The sequence below is a fragment of the Marinococcus sp. LNHM4E3-1 genome (assembly GCF_056034405.1).
This window is the reverse complement of the sequence record NZ_JBQLID010000006.1, coordinates 40,517-61,561: the sequence shown is the minus strand read 5'-3', so window position 1 is coordinate 61,561 and position 21,045 is coordinate 40,517. Positions and strand designations below refer to the sequence as shown.

19 protein-coding genes and 1 other annotated feature are annotated in these 21,045 nt (G+C 47.7%); of the genes, 1 reads left to right on the top strand and 18 read right to left on the bottom strand.

Features of this window, described 5'->3' with window-relative positions:
• Window positions 1-35: 35 nt before the first annotated feature.
• Window positions 36-1,124 (bottom strand): M42 family metallopeptidase, encoded by a 1,089-nt coding sequence (locus ACTRXI_RS08090; protein WP_474261917.1) that lies wholly within the window; start codon window positions 1,122-1,124, stop codon window positions 36-38.
• Between the two features lie 266 nt (window positions 1,125-1,390).
• Here ACTRXI_RS08090 and ACTRXI_RS08085 point away from each other — a divergent pair, with 266 nt between their 5' ends.
• Window positions 1,391-1,798, top strand: coding sequence for a sigma-w pathway protein ysdB (locus ACTRXI_RS08085; protein WP_474261916.1), 408 nt, complete (start codon window positions 1,391-1,393; stop codon window positions 1,796-1,798).
• 45 nt (window positions 1,799-1,843) lie between these two features.
• On the opposite strand, the gene rplT is transcribed toward ACTRXI_RS08085, so the two are convergent.
• The 17 genes from rplT to icd all read right to left on the bottom strand — a co-directional run bounded on the left by rplT (window position 1,844) and on the right by icd (window position 20,990).
• A complete protein-coding gene (gene rplT, locus ACTRXI_RS08080; RefSeq protein WP_298783507.1) occupies window positions 1,844-2,197 on the bottom strand; it encodes a 50S ribosomal protein L20 in 354 nt (117 codons plus the stop codon).
• 41 nt (window positions 2,198-2,238) lie between these two features.
• Window positions 2,239-2,442: a 50S ribosomal protein L35 gene (gene rpmI, locus ACTRXI_RS08075; protein WP_022793119.1), complete on the bottom strand. Its 204-nt coding sequence runs from the start codon at window positions 2,440-2,442 to the stop codon at window positions 2,239-2,241.
• 42 nt (window positions 2,443-2,484) lie between these two features.
• Entirely contained in the window at window positions 2,485-3,096 is a 612-nt protein-coding gene (infC, locus tag ACTRXI_RS08070) for a translation initiation factor IF-3 (RefSeq protein WP_322526529.1), read from the bottom strand.
• Between the two features lie 196 nt (window positions 3,097-3,292).
• The gene (thrS, locus tag ACTRXI_RS08065; protein WP_474261915.1) at window positions 3,293-5,233 is read right to left on the bottom strand and encodes a threonine--tRNA ligase; all 1,941 of its coding nucleotides are present in this window, start codon (window positions 5,231-5,233) and stop codon (window positions 3,293-3,295) included.
• 63 nt (window positions 5,234-5,296) lie between these two features.
• Window positions 5,297-5,513: a binding site (T-box leader), on the bottom strand.
• Window positions 5,514-5,563: 50 nt separating this feature from the next.
• A complete protein-coding gene (gene mqnC, locus ACTRXI_RS08060; protein ID WP_322526531.1) occupies window positions 5,564-6,673 on the bottom strand; it encodes a cyclic dehypoxanthinyl futalosine synthase in 1,110 nt (369 codons plus the stop codon).
• 141 nt (window positions 6,674-6,814) lie between these two features.
• Window positions 6,815-7,741 (bottom strand): primosomal protein DnaI, encoded by a 927-nt coding sequence (dnaI, locus tag ACTRXI_RS08055; protein WP_474261914.1) that lies wholly within the window; start codon window positions 7,739-7,741, stop codon window positions 6,815-6,817.
• A gap of 18 nt (window positions 7,742-7,759) precedes the next feature.
• A complete protein-coding gene (locus ACTRXI_RS08050) occupies window positions 7,760-9,163 on the bottom strand; it encodes a replication initiation and membrane attachment family protein (protein WP_474261913.1) in 1,404 nt (467 codons plus the stop codon).
• 16 nt (window positions 9,164-9,179) lie between these two features.
• Window positions 9,180-9,659 carry a transcriptional regulator NrdR gene (gene nrdR / locus ACTRXI_RS08045; RefSeq protein ID WP_022793114.1) on the bottom strand — a complete coding sequence of 160 codons (480 nt, stop codon included), beginning with the start codon at window positions 9,657-9,659 and terminating at the stop codon, window positions 9,180-9,182.
• Window positions 9,660-9,830: 171 nt separating this feature from the next.
• Window positions 9,831-10,214 carry an adenosylmethionine decarboxylase gene (gene speD, locus ACTRXI_RS08040; protein WP_022793113.1) on the bottom strand — a complete coding sequence of 128 codons (384 nt, stop codon included), beginning with the start codon at window positions 10,212-10,214 and terminating at the stop codon, window positions 9,831-9,833.
• A gap of 374 nt (window positions 10,215-10,588) precedes the next feature.
• On the bottom strand, window positions 10,589-11,620 hold the full coding sequence (locus ACTRXI_RS08035) for a glyceraldehyde-3-phosphate dehydrogenase (protein WP_474261912.1): 1,032 nt from the start codon (window positions 11,618-11,620) through the stop codon (window positions 10,589-10,591).
• A 139-nt stretch (window positions 11,621-11,759) separates the two neighbouring features.
• A complete protein-coding gene (gene coaE / locus ACTRXI_RS08030; RefSeq protein ID WP_474261911.1) occupies window positions 11,760-12,353 on the bottom strand; it encodes a dephospho-CoA kinase in 594 nt (197 codons plus the stop codon).
• Window positions 12,326-13,189, bottom strand: a complete 864-nt coding sequence (gene mutM / locus ACTRXI_RS08025) for a DNA-formamidopyrimidine glycosylase (protein WP_474261910.1) — start codon at window positions 13,187-13,189, stop codon at window positions 12,326-12,328. The genes coaE and mutM overlap by 28 nt, the downstream gene beginning before the upstream one ends.
• Before the next feature lie 12 nt (window positions 13,190-13,201).
• Complete coding sequence (gene polA / locus ACTRXI_RS08020; protein ID WP_474261909.1) at window positions 13,202-15,826, bottom strand: DNA polymerase I; 2,625 nt, start codon at window positions 15,824-15,826, stop codon at window positions 13,202-13,204.
• A 262-nt stretch (window positions 15,827-16,088) separates the two neighbouring features.
• Entirely contained in the window at window positions 16,089-17,870 is a 1,782-nt protein-coding gene (gene pnpS, locus ACTRXI_RS08015) for a two-component system histidine kinase PnpS (protein WP_474261908.1), read from the bottom strand.
• On the bottom strand, window positions 17,867-18,577 hold the full coding sequence (locus ACTRXI_RS08010) for a response regulator transcription factor (protein WP_474261907.1): 711 nt from the start codon (window positions 18,575-18,577) through the stop codon (window positions 17,867-17,869). Before ACTRXI_RS08010 ends, pnpS begins: the two co-directional genes overlap by 4 nt.
• Before the next feature lie 170 nt (window positions 18,578-18,747).
• Complete coding sequence (gene mdh, locus ACTRXI_RS08005) at window positions 18,748-19,692, bottom strand: malate dehydrogenase (RefSeq protein ID WP_474261906.1); 945 nt, start codon at window positions 19,690-19,692, stop codon at window positions 18,748-18,750.
• Between the two features lie 29 nt (window positions 19,693-19,721).
• Window positions 19,722-20,990 carry an NADP-dependent isocitrate dehydrogenase gene (icd, locus tag ACTRXI_RS08000; protein ID WP_022793105.1) on the bottom strand — a complete coding sequence of 423 codons (1,269 nt, stop codon included), beginning with the start codon at window positions 20,988-20,990 and terminating at the stop codon, window positions 19,722-19,724.
• Window positions 20,991-21,045 lie beyond the last annotated feature (55 nt).

Here is a 21,045-nt window from a genome sequence, read left to right as displayed (position 1 = left end):
CCCTCCCGTCCCTCATGGACAGAAAGGCTGGTATTTTATGCTTCGTACGTTAACGAATCTACTGTGTCGCGGTCCAGACGCTTAGCAATTTCTACGATTAACTGCACGGCATGCTCAAAGTCATCCCGGTGCAGAATAGCCGCATGCGTATGGATATAGCGGGTCGGAATCGTAATGGCCATCGCCGGTACTCCTTCGCCGGACAGATGAATAGACCCTGCATCTGTGCCGCCGTTTGCCATCATGTCGAACTGAAAAGGAATTTCTTTCTCTTCAGCCACACCGACAACGAAATCACGCAGCCCTTTGTGTGCGATGACGGAGGCGTCCATCATAAGAAGCTGCGGGCCTTTGCCGATTTTCGCTCTGGCATCGTTACTTGTGACACCCGGCGTATCCCCGGCAATCCCTACATCGACAGCAAAGCCGATATCCGGCTGAATAAGGTTGGTTGCTGTTTTCGCTCCGCGCAGGCCGACTTCCTCCTGTACAGCACCGACGCCGTAAATTTCATTCGGATGGGATTCATTTTCGAGACGCTTCAGCACCTCAATCGCGATAGCACAGCCAATACGGTTGTCCCAGGCTTTTGCCATCAGCAGTTTTTCATTATTCATCACTTCAAAATCACATACCGGCACGACCGAATCTCCCGGACGCACGCCGAATGATTCTGCTTCTTCCTTGCTTGAAGCACCGATATCGATGAACATATCTTTAATTTCCATTGCTTTCTTGCGCTGCTCCGCCGGAAGAATATGCGGCGGCTTTGAGCCGATCACCCCGGTAATATTTCCTTTTCTCGTCATTACATTCACCCGCTGGGCGAGCATCACCTGGCTCCACCATCCCCCGAGGGTCTGGAATTTCAAAAAGCCATTCTCATCGATTCCCGATATCATAAAACCAATTTCGTCCAGATGTCCGGTAATCATTAATTTCGGACCGCCGGCCTGTCCGGTTTTTTTAGCAATCAGGCTTCCCAGCCGATCGGTGCTCATTTCATCGGCGTAAGGAGAAATATACTGGGTCATTACTTTTCTCGGTTCCTGTTCGTTCCCCGGAACGCCGTTTGCGTCCGTGAGGTCCTTTAGCATCTGCAATGTCGGGTCTAATTCTGCCATTTCGTGCTGCCTCCTTTATGTACGGTTGTTTTACACACACATGCAAAGGGAAAATATTATTAATGCTGCGGGCTAATATTCTCATCCATACAAGCGGTGTGGTGCGGGTTCTTCCATATTCAGTATAAAGAACTTTGCCGCAGGGCTCAAACATAATCTATCATACCCTGGTGCCTGTGAAACTTTTTAGCAGACTGTGCGTATATATTAGAAATGAGAAGGCTTATGTACGCTTAATCCGATAGATGCAGAGGAGGGTGTAAAGATTGGGTATTCTTTTACGAGTGCTGCTGTTGATCGCTCTTATTATTATCATATACTCGTTTTGGAGATACTGGAATAATTCTAGGAGAAAGCTGGAAGCAGCTCACCATAAAAAACAATTCTATCTGCTTGATGACCAGCAAAACGTGCGGAAAAATTTACTGGCGACCCATAAAGGCGTCATGTTTGAAGGCGAAAAATACGTAGGTACAACCGAAAAATCGTTTGAAGTCGTTACGATTTCGCTGTGGGTGATTGAAAGTGAGCATTTGCGCGGCTTCCAGCGCGAGGATTTCACCTTTCTCGAGCGGGAAATTTTATCCCTCTATCCGGAAGCTGCTATCGAGTGGAACAGCCCGGTGAAGGAGTTCATGCAGCAGCTTGAAGCAAAACAGCCCGAGAAACAATAAAAAGCGGAACGCCTGATTTACCGGGCGCTCCGCTTTTTTGTTTGATTATAAGTTTGATTTCGCTTTTTCAGCAAGCTCTGCAAATGCTTTTTCGTCATTTACCGCAAGGTCTGCGAGCATTTTACGGTTCATTTGGATACCGCCCTGCTTCAGGCCATGCATCATGCGGCTGTAGGACAAGCCGTTTAAACGGGCTGCTGCGTTAATACGTGCAATCCACAGCTTACGGAATTCGCGTTTGCGCTGGCGACGGTCCCGGTAAGCATACTGCAGGGACTTCATTACCTGTTCCTGTGCTGTTTTAAACAGTCTATGCTTAGAACCTCTATAACCTTTCGCGAGTTTTAATACTCGTTTACGTCTGCGACGTGCCACATATCCGCCTTTTACTCTTGGCATCGTCAACCCCTCCTTAGCTTATCTTAATTATTTGGTCGTGCTTATTTTTTCGTTTTCGGCAGCAGTGTCTTGATACGCTTGTAGTCGGACTTGGAAACAAGCTCCGGCTTACGCAGGTTACGCTTTTGCTTTTGGGATTTATGCGAAAACATATGGCTCGTGAATGCGCGTGCGCGTTTTACACGGCCGCTTCCTGTTTTGCGAAAACGTTTTGCTGCTCCGCGGTGAGATTTCATTTTTGGCATAAGTGACATCCTCCTTTTTTAATATAACGGGCTGACCGCTGTCTACTCTTTACTGGATTCTTCTTTTTGCTCCCGTTCCTGCTCTGCTTTTGGAGCGAGCATGAGGAACATGCTGCGGCCATCCATTTTCGGCTTCGTTTCAATCGTACTCACGTCTTCACACTCTTTTGCAAACCGGTCAAGCACCTCTTTACCGATATCAGAGTGTGTGATCATACGACCGCGGAAGCGGATAGCTGCTTTTACTTTATCGCCTTTAGACAAAAACTTTCTTGCGTTACGCAGTTTTGTATTAAAGTCGTGTTCTTCAATGCTCGGGCTCAAACGAACTTCTTTCACGTTGATCGTTTTTTGCTTTTTCCGGGCTTCTTTATCTTTTTTCTGCTGTTCAAAACGATATTTACCGTAATCCATAATACGGCAGACAGGCGGTTTTGCGTTTGGAGCGACAAGAACAAGGTCAAGGTTTTCTTTCCCGGCCAGCTCTAAAGCTTCGTTTCTTGATTTTACTCCAAGCTGCTCTCCGTTAGAGTCGATGAGTCGAACTTCACGGGCACGGATGCCCTCGTTTACCTTTTGGTCCTTACGAATAATAAGCCACCTCCAGAAATTTAGTGCGCGGGGCTTCCACGCAAATACATACCATTGGCACAACGAAAAAACGTGCAGACACCCTCTAAAACAGAGAAGCGCCCACACGTATACAGAATATATGCTCTACACATTCAATATATTAGTAATAACCAGCCAACGTTTGTCGGTCAGGTGAGAAGCGGGCGCTTCTTCTTTAGGGATTAATTATTTTCACACTAGGACATCTTAGCACGGCCCCATTAGGACGTCAACCTTTTTATCGATATTCGTTGATAGCCGCTGTTACATTTTCCACGAAATCATTCAGCGGCTGTGAGTCCGAATCCTGCTGACCGTATCTGCGTACATTTACGGCGTTCGCTTCCTGCTCTTTGTCACCAAGCACAAGCATGTAAGGAATTTTCTGCGTCTGGGCTTCGCGGATTTTATAGCCGAGCTTCTCATCCCTTGTATCCACTTCCACCCGGACATCCGAGGCCTGCAGTGCCATTTCCACTTCTTTCGCGTAGTCAAGATGAACGTCAGGCGAGACCGGTATGATTTTCACCTGTACAGGGGAAAGCCACGTCGGCAGGGCGCCTTTGTACTCTTCAAGCAGAAAAGCGATAAAGCGTTCCATCGTGGACACAATGCCACGGTGGACGACTACCGGACGGTGCTCGCCGCCGTCGCTTCCCACATACGTGAGATCAAATCGTTCAGGCAGGTGAGTGTCGATCTGGACAGTGGAAAGTGTCTCTTCTTTGCCCATTGCTGTCTTTACCTGGACATCGAGTTTCGGACCGTAAAATGCTGCTTCGCCTTCTGCTTCCACGTATTCAGCGTCAATCGCATCCATCGCTTCTTTCAGAATGCGCTCGGAATTTTCCCACATCTGGTCATCGTCCACGTATTTTTCTTTATCCTCCGGATCCCGGTAGGAAAGCCGGAAGGTATAATCCTTGATACCGAAATCATGATAGACTTCACGAACCAGGCGTACAGCACGAATGAACTCATCCTTCAGCTGATCCGGACGGGCAAAAATGTGACCGTCGTTTAGCGTCATCGCCCGCACCCGCTGAAGACCGGCAAGCGCTCCGGATTTTTCATAACGGTGCATCGTTCCGAGCTCTGCAATGCGTACCGGAAGATCGCGGTAGCTGTGCTTTTTATTTTTGTAAACCATCATGTGGTGCGGACAGTTCATCGGCCGAAGCACAAGTGTTTCATTATCCATTTCAATCGGCGGGAACATGTCGTCCTGATAGTGGTCCCAGTGGCCCGACGTTTTATAGAGCTCGGAGGAACCAAGTACCGGCGTATACACGTGATCATAGCCGAGACGCACTTCTTTATCCACAATATAGCGCTCGATAATCCGACGGATCGTGGCACCGTTTGGAAGCCAGAGAGGAAGGCCCTGTCCGACTGTCTGACTTGTCGTAAATATGTCGAGCTCTCTGCCAATTTTACGGTGGTCGCGCTCCTTAGCTTCTTCGAGCATTTTCAAATGATCGTCAAGCTGGGACTGTTTTTCAAAGGCGGTTCCGTAAATACGCTGCAGCATTTTGTTGCTGCTGTCCCCGCGCCAGTATGCCCCGGAAATATTCATCAGCTTAAACTTTTTTAATTTGGATGTCTGCGGCACATGAACGCCGCGGCATAAATCGACAAATTCTCCCTGCCGGTAAAGCGCGATCTGTTCTCCTTCCGGGATATCCTCAATTAATTCCAGCTTCAGCTCGTCGCCAAGCTCTTTAAAAAAGCGGACTGCTTCTTCCCGGGACACTTCCTCGCGAATAATTTCAAGATTTTCATCGATGATTTTATTCATCTCTTTTTCGATTTTAGGAAGGTCTTCCGGCGTCAGCTGGTGCGAGGTATCAATGTCGTAATAAAATCCGTTTTCAATCACCGGGCCGACACCAAGCTGCACATCATCAAACAAGCGCTTCACCGCCTGGGCCATCGCGTGCGCGGTGCTGTGCCGGAGCACTTCAAGGCCTTCCGGGGACTGATACGTGATGATTTCAATCTGACCGTCCTCCCGGAGCGGAGTGCGGAGATCCACCATTTTTCCATTAATTTTTCCTGCCAGCGCACTCTTTTTCAGTCCCGAGCTGATCCCGCCGGCTACTTCTTCTGTCGTCGTGCCAATGTCATATGACTTTTCATTTCCATCTGGAAATATGAGCGTAATTGCCTGTTCTGCCACTGTGATTTATCCTCCTTTTATTACTGTAATATACAGAAAAACACATAAAAAAACCGCCCCCTCGAAAGGGGCGGGCTCAGCCGCGGTTCCACCCTAGTTTCCCTCCCCTGTAAAGGGACGACTCTATCCGGGTAACGGCCGGGGATCCGCCGGCAGATACTGCTGTTCCCTGCCGAAGCTCCGAGGGGGTAAAAATAAAACGGTTCGTAGAGAACTTCCAGCCATGGTTCTCTTCTCTGGGACGCCTGTTTTATTTTCATGGCCTCATCCTTGCATTTTCCTTTTCGCTATTTCAGCATAGCGAAAAGCTTCTTTTCATGCAACCTGTATTTAGTTTTGCATTACAAAGTCTTTTTCGCTGTTCTCTTCTCCCTCAAACACCCGGAGTGTATGATACTTCGTATTACGTTGAGCCGGCGTGTAGCCTGCTTCCCGTATTAAACGAAGAATACGGTTGATGTTCACTTTGTGTGTGGTACCGGCTGAAGAAACAACGTTCTCTTCCATCATAGTACTGCCAAAGTCGTTACAGCCGTAGGAAAGGGAGCGTTTCCCCGTTTCTGGTCCTGCTGTTACCCAGGAGGACTGGAAGTTCGGGATATTGTCCAGGAACAAGCGTGAAATGGCAACGTTACGGAGATAGCCTTCCGGTGTAATACGCTCGCCTTTCATGCTTGTGTAATCCTGCTGGAAGGTCCAGGATATGAAAGCCAAAAAGCAGTTGGATTCATCCTGCGCCTCACGAATGCGCCACAGGTGTTCTGCCCGCTCTTCATTGGATTCGCCAAAGCCGATAACCATCGTTGCAGTGCCGTGCATACCGACCTCTTTAGCCATTTTCATGCAGTCAATCCATTGGTCGGCCGTGCATTTCAGGCGGCTGATCCGTTTTCTCGTTTTCTCTGTGAGAATTTCGGCGCCGCCGCCCGGAAGTGAATCCAAACCTGCTTCGTGAAGAGCCGTTAATACCTCTCTCAAGGACAGGCCGGACACTTCCATCATTTTGTACACCTCTGCCGGTGTAAACGAGTGCATCGTCACATCAGGGAAATGACTTTTAATTTTTTTGAGCAGGTTCGTATAGTATTCAAATGGGAGGTTCGGGTTGGTCCCGCCCTGCATTAAAATTTCGTCTCCTCCTACATCCTGAAGCTCTTTAATCTTCTGCAGAATCTGGTCATCCGAAAGAAGGTATCCCTCTTCCGATCCCGGCCGGCGGTAAAATGCACAGAAACGGCAGAAGGTATCGCAGACGTTTGTGTAATTGACATTCCGTCCTATGTTAAAGGTAGCAACAGGCTCGGGGTGCCAGCGTTTTTTAATTTCATCTGCGGCAGCTCCCATTTTTTCTATTTCATCGCTTTCATACAAGCGCACAGCGTCATCCATTGTCAGTCGTTCTCCGTTTAATGCACGTTCCAGTATTCCATCAATGCTCATTTGTATACCCTCCAGAAAATTCCTTTGTGGCGCTCGCATGAAAATACCGCGAATCCAACCCATTTTCTGCATGCTGGGCGCTATCATCATGGTAGCATATTTATTTGTATTATACACTTAGAATGCCCTATGCATTTCCAATTATCCCCGGCGGTTCTGTCCGTCCATGAACACTTCTTCTGTGAAAGGGCGGATGCGCTCCATGATACGCTTAGCTTTCAGCCGCTCGTTACCACCCTTCTGGGAATACGTCAAATGCTCTTCAAGTTCACTGTAATCATAGTTGGAAGTATAAACAGTAGGAAGCTTTTCCATCATCCGGTACTGCAGAATAACTCCTAAAATATCGTCTCTTGTCCAGGCACTCATCGATTCGGCTCCAAGATCGTCGAGTATGAGCACCGGCACGCCTTTGACGCTGTCCACCTTTTCCCTCACCGTATTATCCGAAAGCGATTCTTTGATCTCACGGAAAAAGTCCGGCACGTGTACAATCATCGAGCCGATGTTTCGCTCCGCCAGTTCATTCATGATGGCTCCGGCAATATACGTTTTACCGACCCCGAATTTTCCATACAGGTAAAGCCCCTGTCCGTCTTCTCCGGGCACGGTGGTCGATGCGAAATGCAGTGCTGCGGTTCCTGCCTTCGCTCTTGATTCATGGTCCATATCCACCTGGTCAAAGGAAGCATGCAGTATCTCTTTTGGAATATAATAGCTTTTAATAAGTGCCTGTCTTTTTTTCTTTTCATCATCGTGTATCTTTAATGAACAGCGGTGATAGGCAACCGTTACTTTCCCTTTGTCTTCCATCAATTCCGGCTGATAGCCCTGCATCAGGTTCGGGCAGTTTTCAAGCCCAGGACAGGCATCGCAGTTACTGCGCTCCCTTTTATACTCAAATAAAGCTGCCTTGTTTTTTTCGTATTCTTCCGCTGGTATGTGCGGATGACGGCGCTTGAAATCGATAACTCCCGGATAGGCAAACACTTCTTTTTCAAGTCTGGCCATCCGTTCCTTCCAATCCTTATCCATCCATCTGTTCAACGAGGATCCGATCGAATCCATCCAGCCGCCTCCTTTCTTTTAACGGTTTGCTCTTTCCCGTCGTTCCTTAAGCATTTCTTCAAAGCGCTCTCTTTCCTTCGACAGCTGCTCCTCCTGCGTGGAATTTTCACCTTCTGCCGGTTTATTCTCTGCCTGCTCTTCTTTTTCCAGCCACTTAGGCAGCTTATCGTTTCGGACGTAGCCCTGAGACCGCTTATTCGTATAATTGTTTTTAGGTGCCTGGCGTTCCTGGGCCTGCTTGTGTTCTTCCTTTGCGAGCTTCATGGCATCCTCTACGGTATGTACTTTTTTTCTTGTCCACTGGCCGGCAATTTTATAGACAAGCGCTTTGCTTAATTTCATATTATTTTTCTTCATCACGTAATCTGTCAACACGTTCACAACTCCCGGGGATAAACGGTAGCTGAATAAAAGCTCCTCCACGAGATGGATATCCGACTCCGGCACAGTAGCTCCTTCGGCCACCGAACGAAGAAACGTCACGGGGGACGTCTGTTCATAAAACTGCTTCATTTGCTCCTGTTCAGACACCGGGCGGCCCTTTGCCGGTGCCGGCTCCTGACTTTCTGTACGGTTCCCGAGCGCAGGCGGGGCTGCTCCGTGCTCCATACGGTAATGATTTTTTGCCTTTTTACGCAGGTCTTCTATATTTACTTCATCGTCTGCTGATAGGGACTCCTGAATCACTTTTCCCATATCAATCGGCGATAGCTGATACACAAAAGCAAGCCGGCGGACGGTCTGCTGCAGCGAAGGTGTTAACAGCCGGGAGCTGTCGAGAAAGGAAGGAAGCGAAGCTTTTAGCAGCTCCATGTCGAATCCATTCTCTTCAAGCTGCAGGCGCGACGGCTCACTGCCACCGACAAATTCTGTTCCTTCATCTGCCGGAGGCGGCTCGGAAGCCATTTCCGACGCATGCAGGGAAGCAAATACTTCATTGAACGAAGCCGTAATTTCTTCTGCTCCTTCAGGCACAGCCGAAATGCCAAAACGCTGGCGCAGCTGAATGTATTTGCTTTTCCCAAGACGGTTATATAAAAATACGCTTAACACATCGTCCTGAAAAAAAGCCCGCGGCGACATAGGCGGCTGGATATCATAAACAAATGTTTTATCCTGTGAGTGTGTTTCGAGTTCATAAACCCTGAGAAGCCCGATGCCTTCAAGCAGGCGGCGGGCAGCGTAAATCTCATTTAAAGGCATCTGCAAAAAAGCCATCAGTTCATGATGGGTTGCTTCGGAGCTTTCATAGCAGTCTTTTTCAAGCTTATTCTGCAGAGTCTGGTAGAGAGCGATCGCTTTGCTTCCGACTAACGGCTGGTAGAGCATAGACATCGTTTTATCCGTGCTCTCGCTGAATTCTTTACTTGTGCGAACGTAGTACCCGTCCACCGGTTTTACTTCCATCCAATGCAGACTCAAAGCGCCGCCCTCCTTTTTATGATTTTGATGAATCTTCTTTATTTTCTTTATCAATCAGTTCTTTTAATTCATTGATGAATACATTTATATCACGAAACTGCCGGTAAACAGAAGCAAAACGGACATAAGCGATTTCATCAATATCCGCTAGCTCTTCCATGACAAGCTCCCCGGCTTCCTCGCTTTTCACTTCTGTTCGTCCTTCTTCCCGCAGTTTATTTTCAACCCTCGAAACGATGCCCTCGAGCGTTTCCATTGGGATTGGCCGCTTTTCACAGGCTCTGATCAAGCCTCTCAGCATTTTTTCCCGGCTGAATTCCTCCCGGTTCCCATTTTTTTTCACTACGACAAGCGGCAGTTCTTCCACAATTTCAAATGTAGTGAAGCGGTGGTGGCACGTATCACACTGACGCCGGCGCCGGATGGAACGGCCTTCATTGCTCGGCCTCGAATCCAATACACGTGTGCCATTGGAGTAGCATACAGGGCATTTCATTATTATCATCTCCAATTTGATGGGCGGTCTCTATTTTTATTGGTTCTATCATATCACATTCGCTCCTGGCGGGAGGATGACAATTTGTGTATTTCTTTGAATCCCTTGTACTGCAGGCAATAAAAAACCGTTCAAGCAGCTACCTGTGCTTAAACGGTGTTCGTATGCGTATTATAGGGCATTCGCTTCCGGGCGCTCTACACGGATAGGGCCTGTACCGCGGGGGATTTCTATTGTTTCTTCCGCTTCGGCACCGAGTGAACCGGCAATATATTTAGCCGCCGTGTTCGGATCAATATGGTCTCCGCAAGTATACACATCGATGCTTGCATAGCCGTGTTCCGGAAAGCTGTGAATCGTTAAATGCGATTCTGAAATGATGACTACTCCGCTTACACCCTGCGGTGCAAATTTATGAAAAATCACTTCTCTTATTTCAGCGCCTGCTTTTAAAGCGGCGTTTACAAAGATACGTTCGATTGCATTTACATTGTTTAAAGTTTCTTCGTCACAACCCCAGAGCTCGGAAATGACATGGCGTCCCATTGTTTCCATGGTACGTTTCCCCCTTTGTTTCTTTTTATTACATCATTAGGTCGTTGTATTTTTATCGGCCCGTCACGTTTTAAAGGCTACTCTGGGGGAAAGTTAGTCCAATTTGGCACTAACCCTTACAGTAACCGCTAGTATACCTGTATACGCCTGAAAACTGTGCATTTCTGCCGTCAAATTCAAGGACGCACAGGCACGAAATTCAGTATACGATGTTTATTTGCAATTTGCAACCAGTTTTCACATGCAGCATCTTTAAAGCTTTGATCCAGGGCTTTAATGCCTGTATATACTCCATAACTTCTGTACATAATTCCCCATAGAGGATAAACAAAAAAGCGCCCCACTTACGGGACGCTTTCCCACATTAACGATTTTTAAAACGAAGCGACGGAGGAGTAGCCGACAGCTGGTTCTCCGACCATTTTTACCAGATCCACTACCCGGCAGGAGTAGCCCCACTCATTATCGTACCATGCAAGCACTTTAACCTGGCGGTCGTTAATGACCATGGTGGAGAGAGCATCTATAATAGATGAATTTTCGTTTCCATTAAAATCTGTTGATACGAGCGGGTCCTCGCAGTAGGAAATAATACCCTTTAACTTTTGCTCAGAAGCTGTTTTCAGCGTTTGGTTGATCTCTTCTTCGGTGACCGGGCGCTTCATATCAATGACCATATCCACAAGTGACACGTTCGGCGTTGGCACCCGGAGAGCCATACCATTCATTTTTCCCTCCATGGAAGGAATCACTTCTGAAAGAGCTTTAGCTGCTCCGGTAGACGTCGGGATAATCGACTGGCCGCAGGCTCTCGCCCGGCGCAAATCCTTGTGGGGATTATCCATATTGTTCTGGTCATTGGTGTATGCATGTACAGTTGTTATTAAACCGCTTTCAATACCGATGTTATCCTCAAGCACCTTGACGACCGGCGCAAGGCAGTTCGTCGTGCAGGATGCGTTTGAGATTACGTGGTGGCGTTCCGGATCGTAGTCTTTTTCGTTTACTCCCATTACGATGGTTGTATCGACTTCTTTGCCGGGAGCAGTCAGCACGACTTTTTTAGCTCCGGCTTCTATATGCATTTCAGCGTCAGGGCCACGGTTGAATTTCCCCGTCGCTTCGACCACAATATCTACACCCAGTTCTTCCCACGGAAGTTCGAGGGGATTTCGGTTTTGAAGCAGGCGGATCCGTTTTCCGTCCACGATCATTTCGTCCCCTTCGGATTTTACTTCAAGCGGAAACGGACCGTGCACACTATCGTATTTCACTAAATGAGCCAGCGTTTCAGGAGGATACATGGCATTGATGGCTTTCACTTCAATTTCAGGGTCCATCATTGCCTTTCGAAAAACCATACGCCCAATTCGTCCGAAACCGTTGATCGCTATGCTTGTTTTCATTTAATATCCTCCTCTGGAAATATGTTATACTTTTATAAGTAAAATCTAAAAATAGTATAACACATTGATAGCGCATTCTTGCAACCTATTTTTAAAAAATAACCACTTTCTTTTACGAAAAGTGGTTATCCATCCGTTTTTATTTTATTTTCCATTGATGGAGCAGCTCGTTCACCTGGGTTTTGGTTTCCTTTTCTGTCCCCGAATTATCGATCACTGCATCCGCCAGCTCTCTTTTTTCTCCGAGAGGCATTTGCGATTTGATTCTCGCAGCCGCATCTTCTTCTCCCCGGCCGTCACGCTCCACGAGCCGCTGCTTTTGCGTTGCTTCATTGACATAAACGACGATAATGCGGTCGACCAGAAAGTTTAAATTGTTTTCGAGCAGAAGCGGGATGTCGAGCACGACATGTTCATTTCCTTCACGTACGAGATCATCCCGTTTGCTCATCATGCGCTGCCTGACAGCCGGGTGAATAATTTGATTAAGCACCTGGCGTTTTTCAGTATCATTAAAAATGACAGAGCCTAATTTTTTTCTATCGAGCGTTCCATCAAACTGGAGAATTTCCGGGCCGAAGTGCTCAATAATCTGCTCCAGGGCAGGCTCCCCCGGCTCCACCACTTCCCGTGAAATCACATCAGCATCAATCACGGGAAGGCCCTGCTCCCGCAGAGCGTCTGCCACCAGTGACTTACCGCTTGCTATTCCGCCTGTAAGGCCGATAACCATTCCGTCCCCTCCTTCGTCTGGCAGACTGGACAGTAGTGCGTACCCCGGCCCGCTACTACAGCCCGCTCAATTTCATGACTGCATACTTTGCACGGCTCCCCTTTTCTTCCATATACAAACAGATTTAATTGAAAAGCGCCGGCCTGTCCGTCTCCATTCACATAGGAGCGTACCGTGCTTCCTCCCTGTTTGACTGCCTCTTCGATCACTTCTGTGATCTGCTTTCGAAGGATTTCTACCACAGGCTTTTCAAGTCCTGCGGCCGGAGCGTCCGGCAGAACACCCGCCCGGAACAGCGCTTCATCCACATAAATGTTTCCGAGACCTGCAATAATTGATTGGTCGAGCAGTACCGCCTTAATACTGCGCGAGGTTTTTTGAAACCGGGCGTGCAGGTAATCAGCGGTAAAAGAAGCATCACGATAAGGCTCCGCCCCGAGCTGGTTCAGCGGTTTTTCGTTCCACTCCTCTCCTCGGCTGAACACGTGCATCGTGCCGAATTTACGCACGTCACGGTAGCGGAGCTCCGTACCGTCGGTGAAATAAAAGCGCACATGCGTGTGTTTATCCGGCTCCCCGCCGTCACTCCATTCGTAACGTCCTTCCATACGCAAGTGGGAAACAACAGCCAGATCTTCAAGATAAATTACTAAAAATTTCCCTTTACGGTGCACGCGCTCGATCGTCTTTCCTCCAAGCATCATTGAAAAGGCTTCATGGTCATCGGGGCGTTTAATAATATTAGGCCAGTATACTTTCACGGTCTCCACCGTTTTTCCAACGGCCGTGTCTTCTAAATTCCGCCGGACCGTTTCTACTTCCGGTAATTCAGGCATCGTTCTCTCTCCTTATTTCGCATCATACCATGTCGGGCCCTGGGCCACGTCTGCTTTTAAAGGCACCGACAGTTCAATTGTCTGCTCCATCAGCTCCGGGACAAGCTCCTGCATGGTTTTCACTTCATTTTCGGGTACTTCAAAGATCAATTCGTCGTGTACCTGCAGCAGCAGCCGGCTGTTCAGTCCTTTTTCTTCAAGGGCTTTGCTTACATCCACCATCGCTTTTTTAATAATATCAGCCGCCGTGCCCTGAATAGGAGTGTTCATAGCTGTTCTTTCTGCAAAGCTGCGCTGGTTAAAGTTGCGGCTGTTCATGTCGGGCAGATACCTGCGGCGGTGCAGAAGTGTCGTTACAAACCCGTCGCGTCTCGCTTCATCCTTGATCTCATTCATGTAATTCTGCACGTTGGGATAGCTTTTTAAATAGCTCTCAATAAATTCTTTCGCTTCGTTTCTCGTAATGCCAAGGCTCTGCGAAAGGCCGTAATCCGAAATGCCGTAAACGATTCCGAAATTTACAGCTTTCGCACTTCTGCGCATGTTGGATGTCACTTCGTCGTGCCCTACGCCAAACACATCCATCGCAGTTTTTGTATGAATGTCCATATTGTTCTGGAAAGCTTCCTTGAGCCCCTCATCATCTGCAATATGAGCGAGCACCCGGAGTTCAATCTGTGAATAGTCTGCCGATAAAATAGACCACCCGGATTCAGAAGGAATGAAAGCCTTCCGGATACGCCGGCCTTCTTCAAGGCGGATTGGGATGTTCTGCAGATTCGGCTCAGTAGAACTCAGCCGTCCTGTCTGCGTAATCGCCTGGTTGAACATCGTATGAATTTTGCCCGTAGTTGGGTGAATAACTTTTAGGAGCCCCTCAATATATGTCGAACGCAGCTTCGAAATCTGGCGGTACAACAACAGACTTGGAATAATTTCATGCTGGTCACTCAGTTTCTCGAGCACATCCGCCGACGTGGAATAGCCGGTTTTCGTTTTCTTAACAGCCGGCAGTCCGAGCTCTTCAAACAGAATTGGCCCAAGCTGCTTCGGCGAATTAATGTTAAATTCACGCCCGGCTTGTTTGTAAATTTCTTTTTCAAGCTCTGTGAGGCGGCCGTCCAGCTCATCACCGATCACCTCAAGCTGCGAACGGTCCACAGAGATGCCCTGGGTTTCCATCTGTCCGAGTACAAGCGACAGCGGCATTTCCAGCTCCTTAAACAGTTCGAGCTGCTCGTTCTGTTTTAAGTCCTCTTCAATTTTCCCCTGCAGCCGGTAGACGGCTTCACCTTTCCGGATCAGATGCTCTGCCAGTGCTTCTTCCTCCGGCTTCGTACGTTTGGCCCCTTTACCGTAAACAGCTTCGTCGGTGTCCACCACCTGCAGATTCCGACGTTTTGCTATATCAGATACGTGATGCGAAGATACAGAGGGATCAATTAAATAGGAGGCTATCAGCGTATCATGGGTGATACCCCGGAGTTCCACGCCTTTCCAGCCCAGAGCAACGACAGCACGCTTTGTATCAAACGTATATTTTTCTTTGGATTCGTCTTTAGCCCATTCCTGGAATGCTTCACTCTGCAGCGCGTCTTCTGTGGAAACAAAATACCGGCCGGTTTCATTAATAACCGCTATGCCCCAGATACTCCCGTGGTGATAATTTTCTTCCGGCACTTCCACCACCAGGGCAGACGGGGAAACGAGCATATCCTCCTGCACGTCTTTTACATGCTTGTATGCCAGCTCATCGAATGTCTGCTGCGCTTCATCAACGTCATCAAATTTGTTTAACAGCGTTTGAAACTCCAGCTCGCGGAAAAGATCTGTCACTTCTTTTACGTCATAGTCTTCATGCTTTAATTGCTGAAGCTCTAAATCGAGCGGCGTTTCCCGGTAAATAACAGCGAGTTCTTTGCTCATTTTCGCCTGTTCTTTATTTTCTTCGAGCCGTTCCTTCATTTTTTTTCCGGAAATTTTATCAATGGACTCCAGTACTTTATCCACGGAGCCGTATTCCTGTAACAGCTTTAATGCGGTTTTTTCCCCGATCCCGGGCACGCCTGGAATATTATCCGAGCTGTCCCCCATCAGCCCCTTCATATCAGTAATCTGAAGAGGAGTAAGGCCGTACCGATCCTGAATCGCATCCGGGTCATACAGTTCGGTGTTTGTTATTCCTTTTTTGATAAAGGAAACATGCACGTGAGGACTGACCAGCTGCAGCAGGTCCCGGTCACCAGTATAGATGCGCACGTCCCAGTTTTCATCCTCGGCCCGTTTCGAAAGGGTGCCGATAATATCATCTGCTTCATAGTTCTCCTTTTCGATATAAGGAACTTTAAAAACGTCCAGCACTTCACGAATGACTGGAAGCTGTTCGGATAACTCAGAAGGGGTTTTTTCCCGGCCGGATTTGTACTCGCTGTAAGTATCGTGGCGGAAGGTTGTTTTCCCGGCATCAAAGGCCACCAACACGTGGCTTGGCTCCTCGTCCTCCAAAATTTTTAAAAGCATGGTTGTAAAGCCGTAAATCGCATTTGTATAAACGCCTTTATCGTTATTTAAAAGAGGCAGGGCAAAAAAGGCCCGGTAAGCAATACTGTTTCCATCCAATAATACTAGTTTACTCAAATTATTGTCCTCCTTATTACAAAAAGCCGAACCGGCTTCTTATGTACTTCATCAAGCGGGCTTTCACGTTCATCGTTATATTTTATCATACACCGTGGACAGCGTCAGAATGTCTACCTGAAAAAAGCATAAAAAAAGAACGAAAGCCAAGGGGTGCTTTCGTTCCAGAGGGGATGCAGCCCGCTACAAAAACAGACAGCGGATGAAAACCCGTTCGACCACTATGTTATCGCATAAATGTAAATAGGTCGTTTACCGGAGGTTAAGAATTTGTAAATTCTTCCTCTACGGGCTGTCTCTCCCCGGGAAAACGCAGTGTGAATACCGTTCCTGCGTCCCTGGTGCTATTCACTTCGATACGGCCGCCGTGGGCGTCCGTCAGATGTTTAACAATAGCAAGTCCGAGCCCGGTGCCGCCCGAACCGCGGCTTCTCGCTTTATCAACACGATAGAACCGCTCAAAGATACGCGGCAGCTGCTCGGGACTGATACCGATGCCGTTGTCTTCTACTTCAAGCACTACTTCCTCTGCTTCTTTAAACAACCGGACCTGCACTTCCCCGCCTTCTTTTGTATAAATAATGGCGTTATTGACCAAGTTGATAATAATTTGTTTCAACCGGGCTTCGTCCCCATCCATATAAATTCCTGCGTCCACACGCGAAGTAAGCAGCAAATGTTTATCAATCGCTTTAGGCTCAAGCAGGCGGACGGCTTCTGCAGCCGTATTGCTCACATCGAATCGTGACCGGTTTAATTCAAAATAATCCTGCTCAATTCTTGAAAGCTCCAAAAGATCACTGATTAAATCCTGGAGCCGGTCGCTTTCTTTCCAAATAATATCCAGGAACTGTCTGCTTAGCGCTTCGTCATGCATAGCCCCGTCCAGGAGCGTTTCGGTAAAGCCTTTTACGGAAGTAACCGGCGTTTTTAATTCGTGTGATACGTTCGCGACAAAATCTTTCCGCACTTCCTCCAGCTTTTTCAGCTCTGTAATATCATGCAAAACAAGCACAATGCCGCGCAGCTCATCTTTTTCCCCCAGCACCGGAGCACCGTAGACGTGGAAAAAACGCACTTCAAGTTCATGAAGCATCTGCACAGTGGCACTGGACCGGCTCTCTGTTAAAAATATTTTCTGGATAAGCTTAATGATCTCTTTCTCGTCCATTGCTTCATAGTACAGTAAATCGAGCCACTGGCTTGTGTCTTCCTTAAAAATACGGGCACAGTAGGCATTCATCAACGTAATTTCGCCGCGGCTGTTTATAAATACCAGGCCGCTTTCCATCGTATTGATCAGCGTTTCAAGCCGTTCCTGCTGCTCCTGATTTTCCTTTGTCACACTTTCAAGATTAAATGCGAGCACGTTAATCGAACGGGTCAGCTGACCGACTTCATCCTGCGTACTTCCATAAGCCCTGGCGCTGAAATTTCCTTTAGCCAGTTCATTGGCCGTTCTTGTAGCCTGAGTAATTGGTTTCGTCAACTGATTTGTCACTTTTGTTGTAATATATAAAATGATCAGAAGCGCGATACCAAAGCTCCCAATCAAAGTTCCCCAGATCAGCCAGTTAGTGGCATTGATCCGTTCAACAGGAATAGCCAGCCTCATATAATGCGTATCGTTTTCATACGAAAATGGCACAGCGTAATAAAGGAGCTCTGCTTCCACCGTCTCACTGTACCGCAGATTACTGCCTTCACCGTTTTCCCGCGCTGATTCTATTTCCGGACGCCCGAAATGGTTATCGAGTTCTTCAGGCTCCGCTTCAGTTTCTCCAATCACGGTTCCGTTTTCATCCATAATCGTCACACGGACATCCAGCTGGCTGCTGATATTCTGTGCCAGTGCTTCCCAGCTTTCTTCATTTCGTTCTTCAGCAATCGAGGCAGAAAGGTTGGCCTCCCTTTCCAGACTGTTCTCGAGCTCATCCACGTAAAGAGAACGGACAATCTGTCCGATCACAAGCCCTACGACGGTCAAAACGATTAAAATAATCGCCATCAGAGCTACGATCAGGCGGGTACGGAATCTCCTCATGCAGGTGCCGGCTCCTCAAATTTATAGCCAAGGCCGCGGACCGTTTTGATGTATACCGGTTTTTTCGTATTCGGTTCAATTTTTTCACGCAGATGACTGATATGTACATCAACGATTCTAGTGTCTCCGACAAATTCGTAATTCCATACTGCATTCAACAGCTGGTCACGCGTAAGCACCCGTCCTTTATGGTTAATTAAGTACACGAGCAGCTCAAATTCCTTCGGCGTCAGCTCAAGCGCTTCTTCTTTTACATATGCTTCATAATTTTCCGGATACACTGTTAAGTGGCCGATGCTTTTTCTTTCTATCTTTTCCATTTCCGTTTCCTGTCCGGAATAGTCCACTCTGCGCATGATCGCCTTGACACGGGCAACCAGCTCACGAGGACTGAACGGCTTTGTCATATAATCATCGGCTCCCAGTTCAAGACCGAGTACTTTATCAAACTCTTCGTCTTTTGCCGTCAGCATCAAAATTGGTACCTGAATCTTTTCTGTCCGGATTTTCCGGCACACTTCAAGGCCGTCGATCTCTGGAATCATTAGATCGAGCACAATTAAATCGTACTTTACCTCCTGTGCTTTCCGGAGTGCTTCCACGCCGTCGTAAGCTGTATCCACCACGTATCCCGACTGCTCAAGATTGTATTTTAACAGCGTTACGATGGATTCTTCATCGTCTACTACCAATAACCGTGTTGCCATATGAACCCTCCGCCTCTCAGCGCCCCCCTTGGCACTGATTATTTTCCCGAGCTGCTGCATCTGTCACATTCATCATACTATAAGCGAGTCATACAGCTCAATGTTTATCGCTTTTCTCCTGATGGCATAAAAAAAGCTGCCTGTATTGTACAGGCAGCTTCAGCACTTCTTTAATCGTTCGGTAATGCCTTCATGACATCACGAACAGAATCAGCAGAAGTATTCAATTGATTTTGTTCTTCATCTGTCAGCTCGAGCTCGATAATTTTTTCCAACCCGTTACCGCCAAGAATGGTCGGTACCCCGAGGTAAAGATCATTATATCCATATTCGCCTTCAAGAAAAGCAATAGATGGAAGCACTCGCTTTTTATCTTTTAAAATCGCTTCAACCATTTCCGTGAGAGCGGCGGCTGGGGCGTAATAAGCACTCCCATTACCGAGAAGCTGCACAATTTCCCCTCCGCCCTTGCGCGTGCGTTCAATGATTGCGTCAATACGTTCCTGGGATATGAGCTTAGTCAGCGGCACTCCGCCAGCGTTAGAGTAACGGATCAGCGGTACCATGTCATCTCCGTGGCCGCCAAGAACGAATCCCTGGATGTCTTCAACGGAAATGCCGGTTTCCTGGGCGACAAACGTACGGAAGCGTGCCGTATCGAGCACTCCGGACTGACCGATAACACGGTTTTTAGGGAAGCCGGATTCTTTGTACACCGCATATGTCATTGCATCTGCCGGATTGGTGAGCACGACAATAATGCATTCCGGCGAATGCTTCACCACTTCTTTTGTGACAGATTTCATGATTTTTGCGTTTGTATTAATCAGATCATCCCGGCTCATCCCCGGCTTTCTTGCAATACCTGCTGTGATTACGACAATGTCCGATCCAGCTGTATCAGCGTAATCCGAGGTGCCGGTCACATTAACATCCGACCCATATACTGGAGTCGACTCGAGCATGTCGAGTGCTTTTCCTTTTGTCGGCCCTTCATTGTCCGGGACGTCTACAAGCACTACATCCCCAAGCTCTTTCTGGGCAACCATAAGAGCCGTAGTAGCACCTGTAAAGCCGCCACCTATAACGGATACTTTTCTGCGCGTAATAGCCATGCATGCTCATCTCCTATCAATTGATTGGATTACATATTGCTGATTAGAGCGTCACCGAATTCAGAGCACTTCACTTCTTTTGCACCGTCCATCAGACGGGCGAAGTCATAGGTTACGACTTTGCTTCCGATGGTTTTGTCCATGGATTGAAGCACAAGCTCGGCAGCTTCATTCCAGCCAAGGTGACGAAGCAGCAGTTCTCCAGAAAGGATAACAGAGGAAGGATTCACTTTGTCCAGGCCGGCATATTTTGGTGCTGTGCCATGTGTAGCCTCGAAAATAGCGTGTCCCGTCTCATAGTTGATGTTGGCGCCTGGAGCAATACCAATGCCGCCAACCTGCGCAGCCAGCGCGTCAGAAACATAGTCTCCGTTTAAGTTCATAGTGGCTACTACATCAAACTCTTTCGGACGTGTCAGAATCTGCTGCAGGAAGATGTCTGCAATAGCATCCTTTACGATGATTTTGCCTTCGCTTACCGCTTTATCCTGAGCAGCGTTTCCTGCTTCCTTGCCTTCTTTTTCTACGATTTCATCGTATTCGCGCCATGTGAAGACTTTATCGCCGAATTCACGCTCTGCAAGGTCGTAGCCCCAGTTTTTGAAGGAGCCTTCGGTGAACTTCATAATATTTCCTTTGTGTACGAGGGTTACACTTTCACGGCCTTCATCGAGTGCGTATTGAATAGAAGCACGGACGAGGCGCTCAGTGCCTTCTCTGGAAACAGGTTTTACACCGATACCGGATGTTTCAGGGAAACGGATGTTTTCGGAGCCCATTTCATTTTGCAGGAAGTCGATTACTTTTTTCACTTCATCTGTGCCTTCCTGGAATTCAATACCGGCATAAATGTCCTCAGTGTTTTCACGGAAAATAACCATGTTAACGTCTTCCGGACGCTTTACCGGGGAAGGTACGCCTGTAAAGTGCTGTACCGGACGCAGGCATGTAAACAGGTCAAGCTTCTGGCGAAGTGCTACGTTCAAGGAACGAATGCCTCCACCGATAGGAGTGGTGAGCGGGCCTTTAATAGCGATTAAGTATTCACGGATAGCATCCAGGGATTCTTCCGGGAGCCATTCGCCTGTTTTATCGTAAGCTTTCTGACCTACAAGAATTTCTTTCCAGTGAATTTTCTTTTCACCGTTATAGGCTTTTTCTACAGCTGCATCCAATACTTTCTCTGCTGCAGCCCAGATGTCCGGACCAATGCCGTCCCCTTCGATATAAGGGATGATTGGTTCGTTTGGCACCGTTAAATTACCATTATTAGTTTGAATCTTTTCTCCGTTAGACATAAAATAAATCCTCCTTTAATATGATCAACTTTTCTTTTTTACCCGGACATCAAAT

What these genes read in the sequence shown, in the direction of transcription:
- mdh (WP_474261906.1), bottom strand. Translation starts at nt 19,692, where the DNA reads ATGGCTATTACGCGCAGAAAAGTATCCGTTATAGGTGGCGGCTTTACA.
- icd (WP_022793105.1), bottom strand. Translation starts at nt 20,990, where the DNA reads ATGTCTAACGGAGAAAAGATTCAAACTAATAATGGTAATTTAACGGTG.
- pnpS (WP_474261908.1), bottom strand. Translation starts at nt 17,870, where the DNA reads ATGAGGAGATTCCGTACCCGCCTGATCGTAGCTCTGATGGCGATTATT.
- ACTRXI_RS08090 (WP_474261917.1), bottom strand. Translation starts at nt 1,124, where the DNA reads ATGGCAGAATTAGACCCGACATTGCAGATGCTAAAGGACCTCACGGAC.
- speD (WP_022793113.1), bottom strand. Translation starts at nt 10,214, where the DNA reads ATGGAAACAATGGGACGCCATGTCATTTCCGAGCTCTGGGGTTGTGAC.
- nrdR (WP_022793114.1), bottom strand. Translation starts at nt 9,659, where the DNA reads ATGAAATGCCCTGTATGCTACTCCAATGGCACACGTGTATTGGATTCG.
- ACTRXI_RS08010 (WP_474261907.1), bottom strand. Translation starts at nt 18,577, where the DNA reads ATGGCAACACGGTTATTGGTAGTAGACGATGAAGAATCCATCGTAACG.
- coaE (WP_474261911.1), bottom strand. Translation starts at nt 12,353, where the DNA reads ATGGTTATCGGCCTTACAGGCGGAATAGCAAGCGGTAAGTCACTGGTG.
- rplT (WP_298783507.1), bottom strand. Translation starts at nt 2,197, where the DNA reads ATGCCAAGAGTAAAAGGCGGATATGTGGCACGTCGCAGACGTAAACGA.
- mqnC (WP_322526531.1), bottom strand. Translation starts at nt 6,673, where the DNA reads ATGAGCATTGATGGAATACTGGAACGTGCATTAAACGGAGAACGACTG.
- ACTRXI_RS08035 (WP_474261912.1), bottom strand. Translation starts at nt 11,620, where the DNA reads ATGAAAACAAGCATAGCGATCAACGGTTTCGGACGAATTGGGCGTATG.
- rpmI (WP_022793119.1), bottom strand. Translation starts at nt 2,442, where the DNA reads ATGCCAAAAATGAAATCTCACCGCGGAGCAGCAAAACGTTTTCGCAAA.
- dnaI (WP_474261914.1), bottom strand. Translation starts at nt 7,741, where the DNA reads ATGGATTCGATCGGATCCTCGTTGAACAGATGGATGGATAAGGATTGG.
- mutM (WP_474261910.1), bottom strand. Translation starts at nt 13,189, where the DNA reads ATGCCTGAATTACCGGAAGTAGAAACGGTCCGGCGGAATTTAGAAGAC.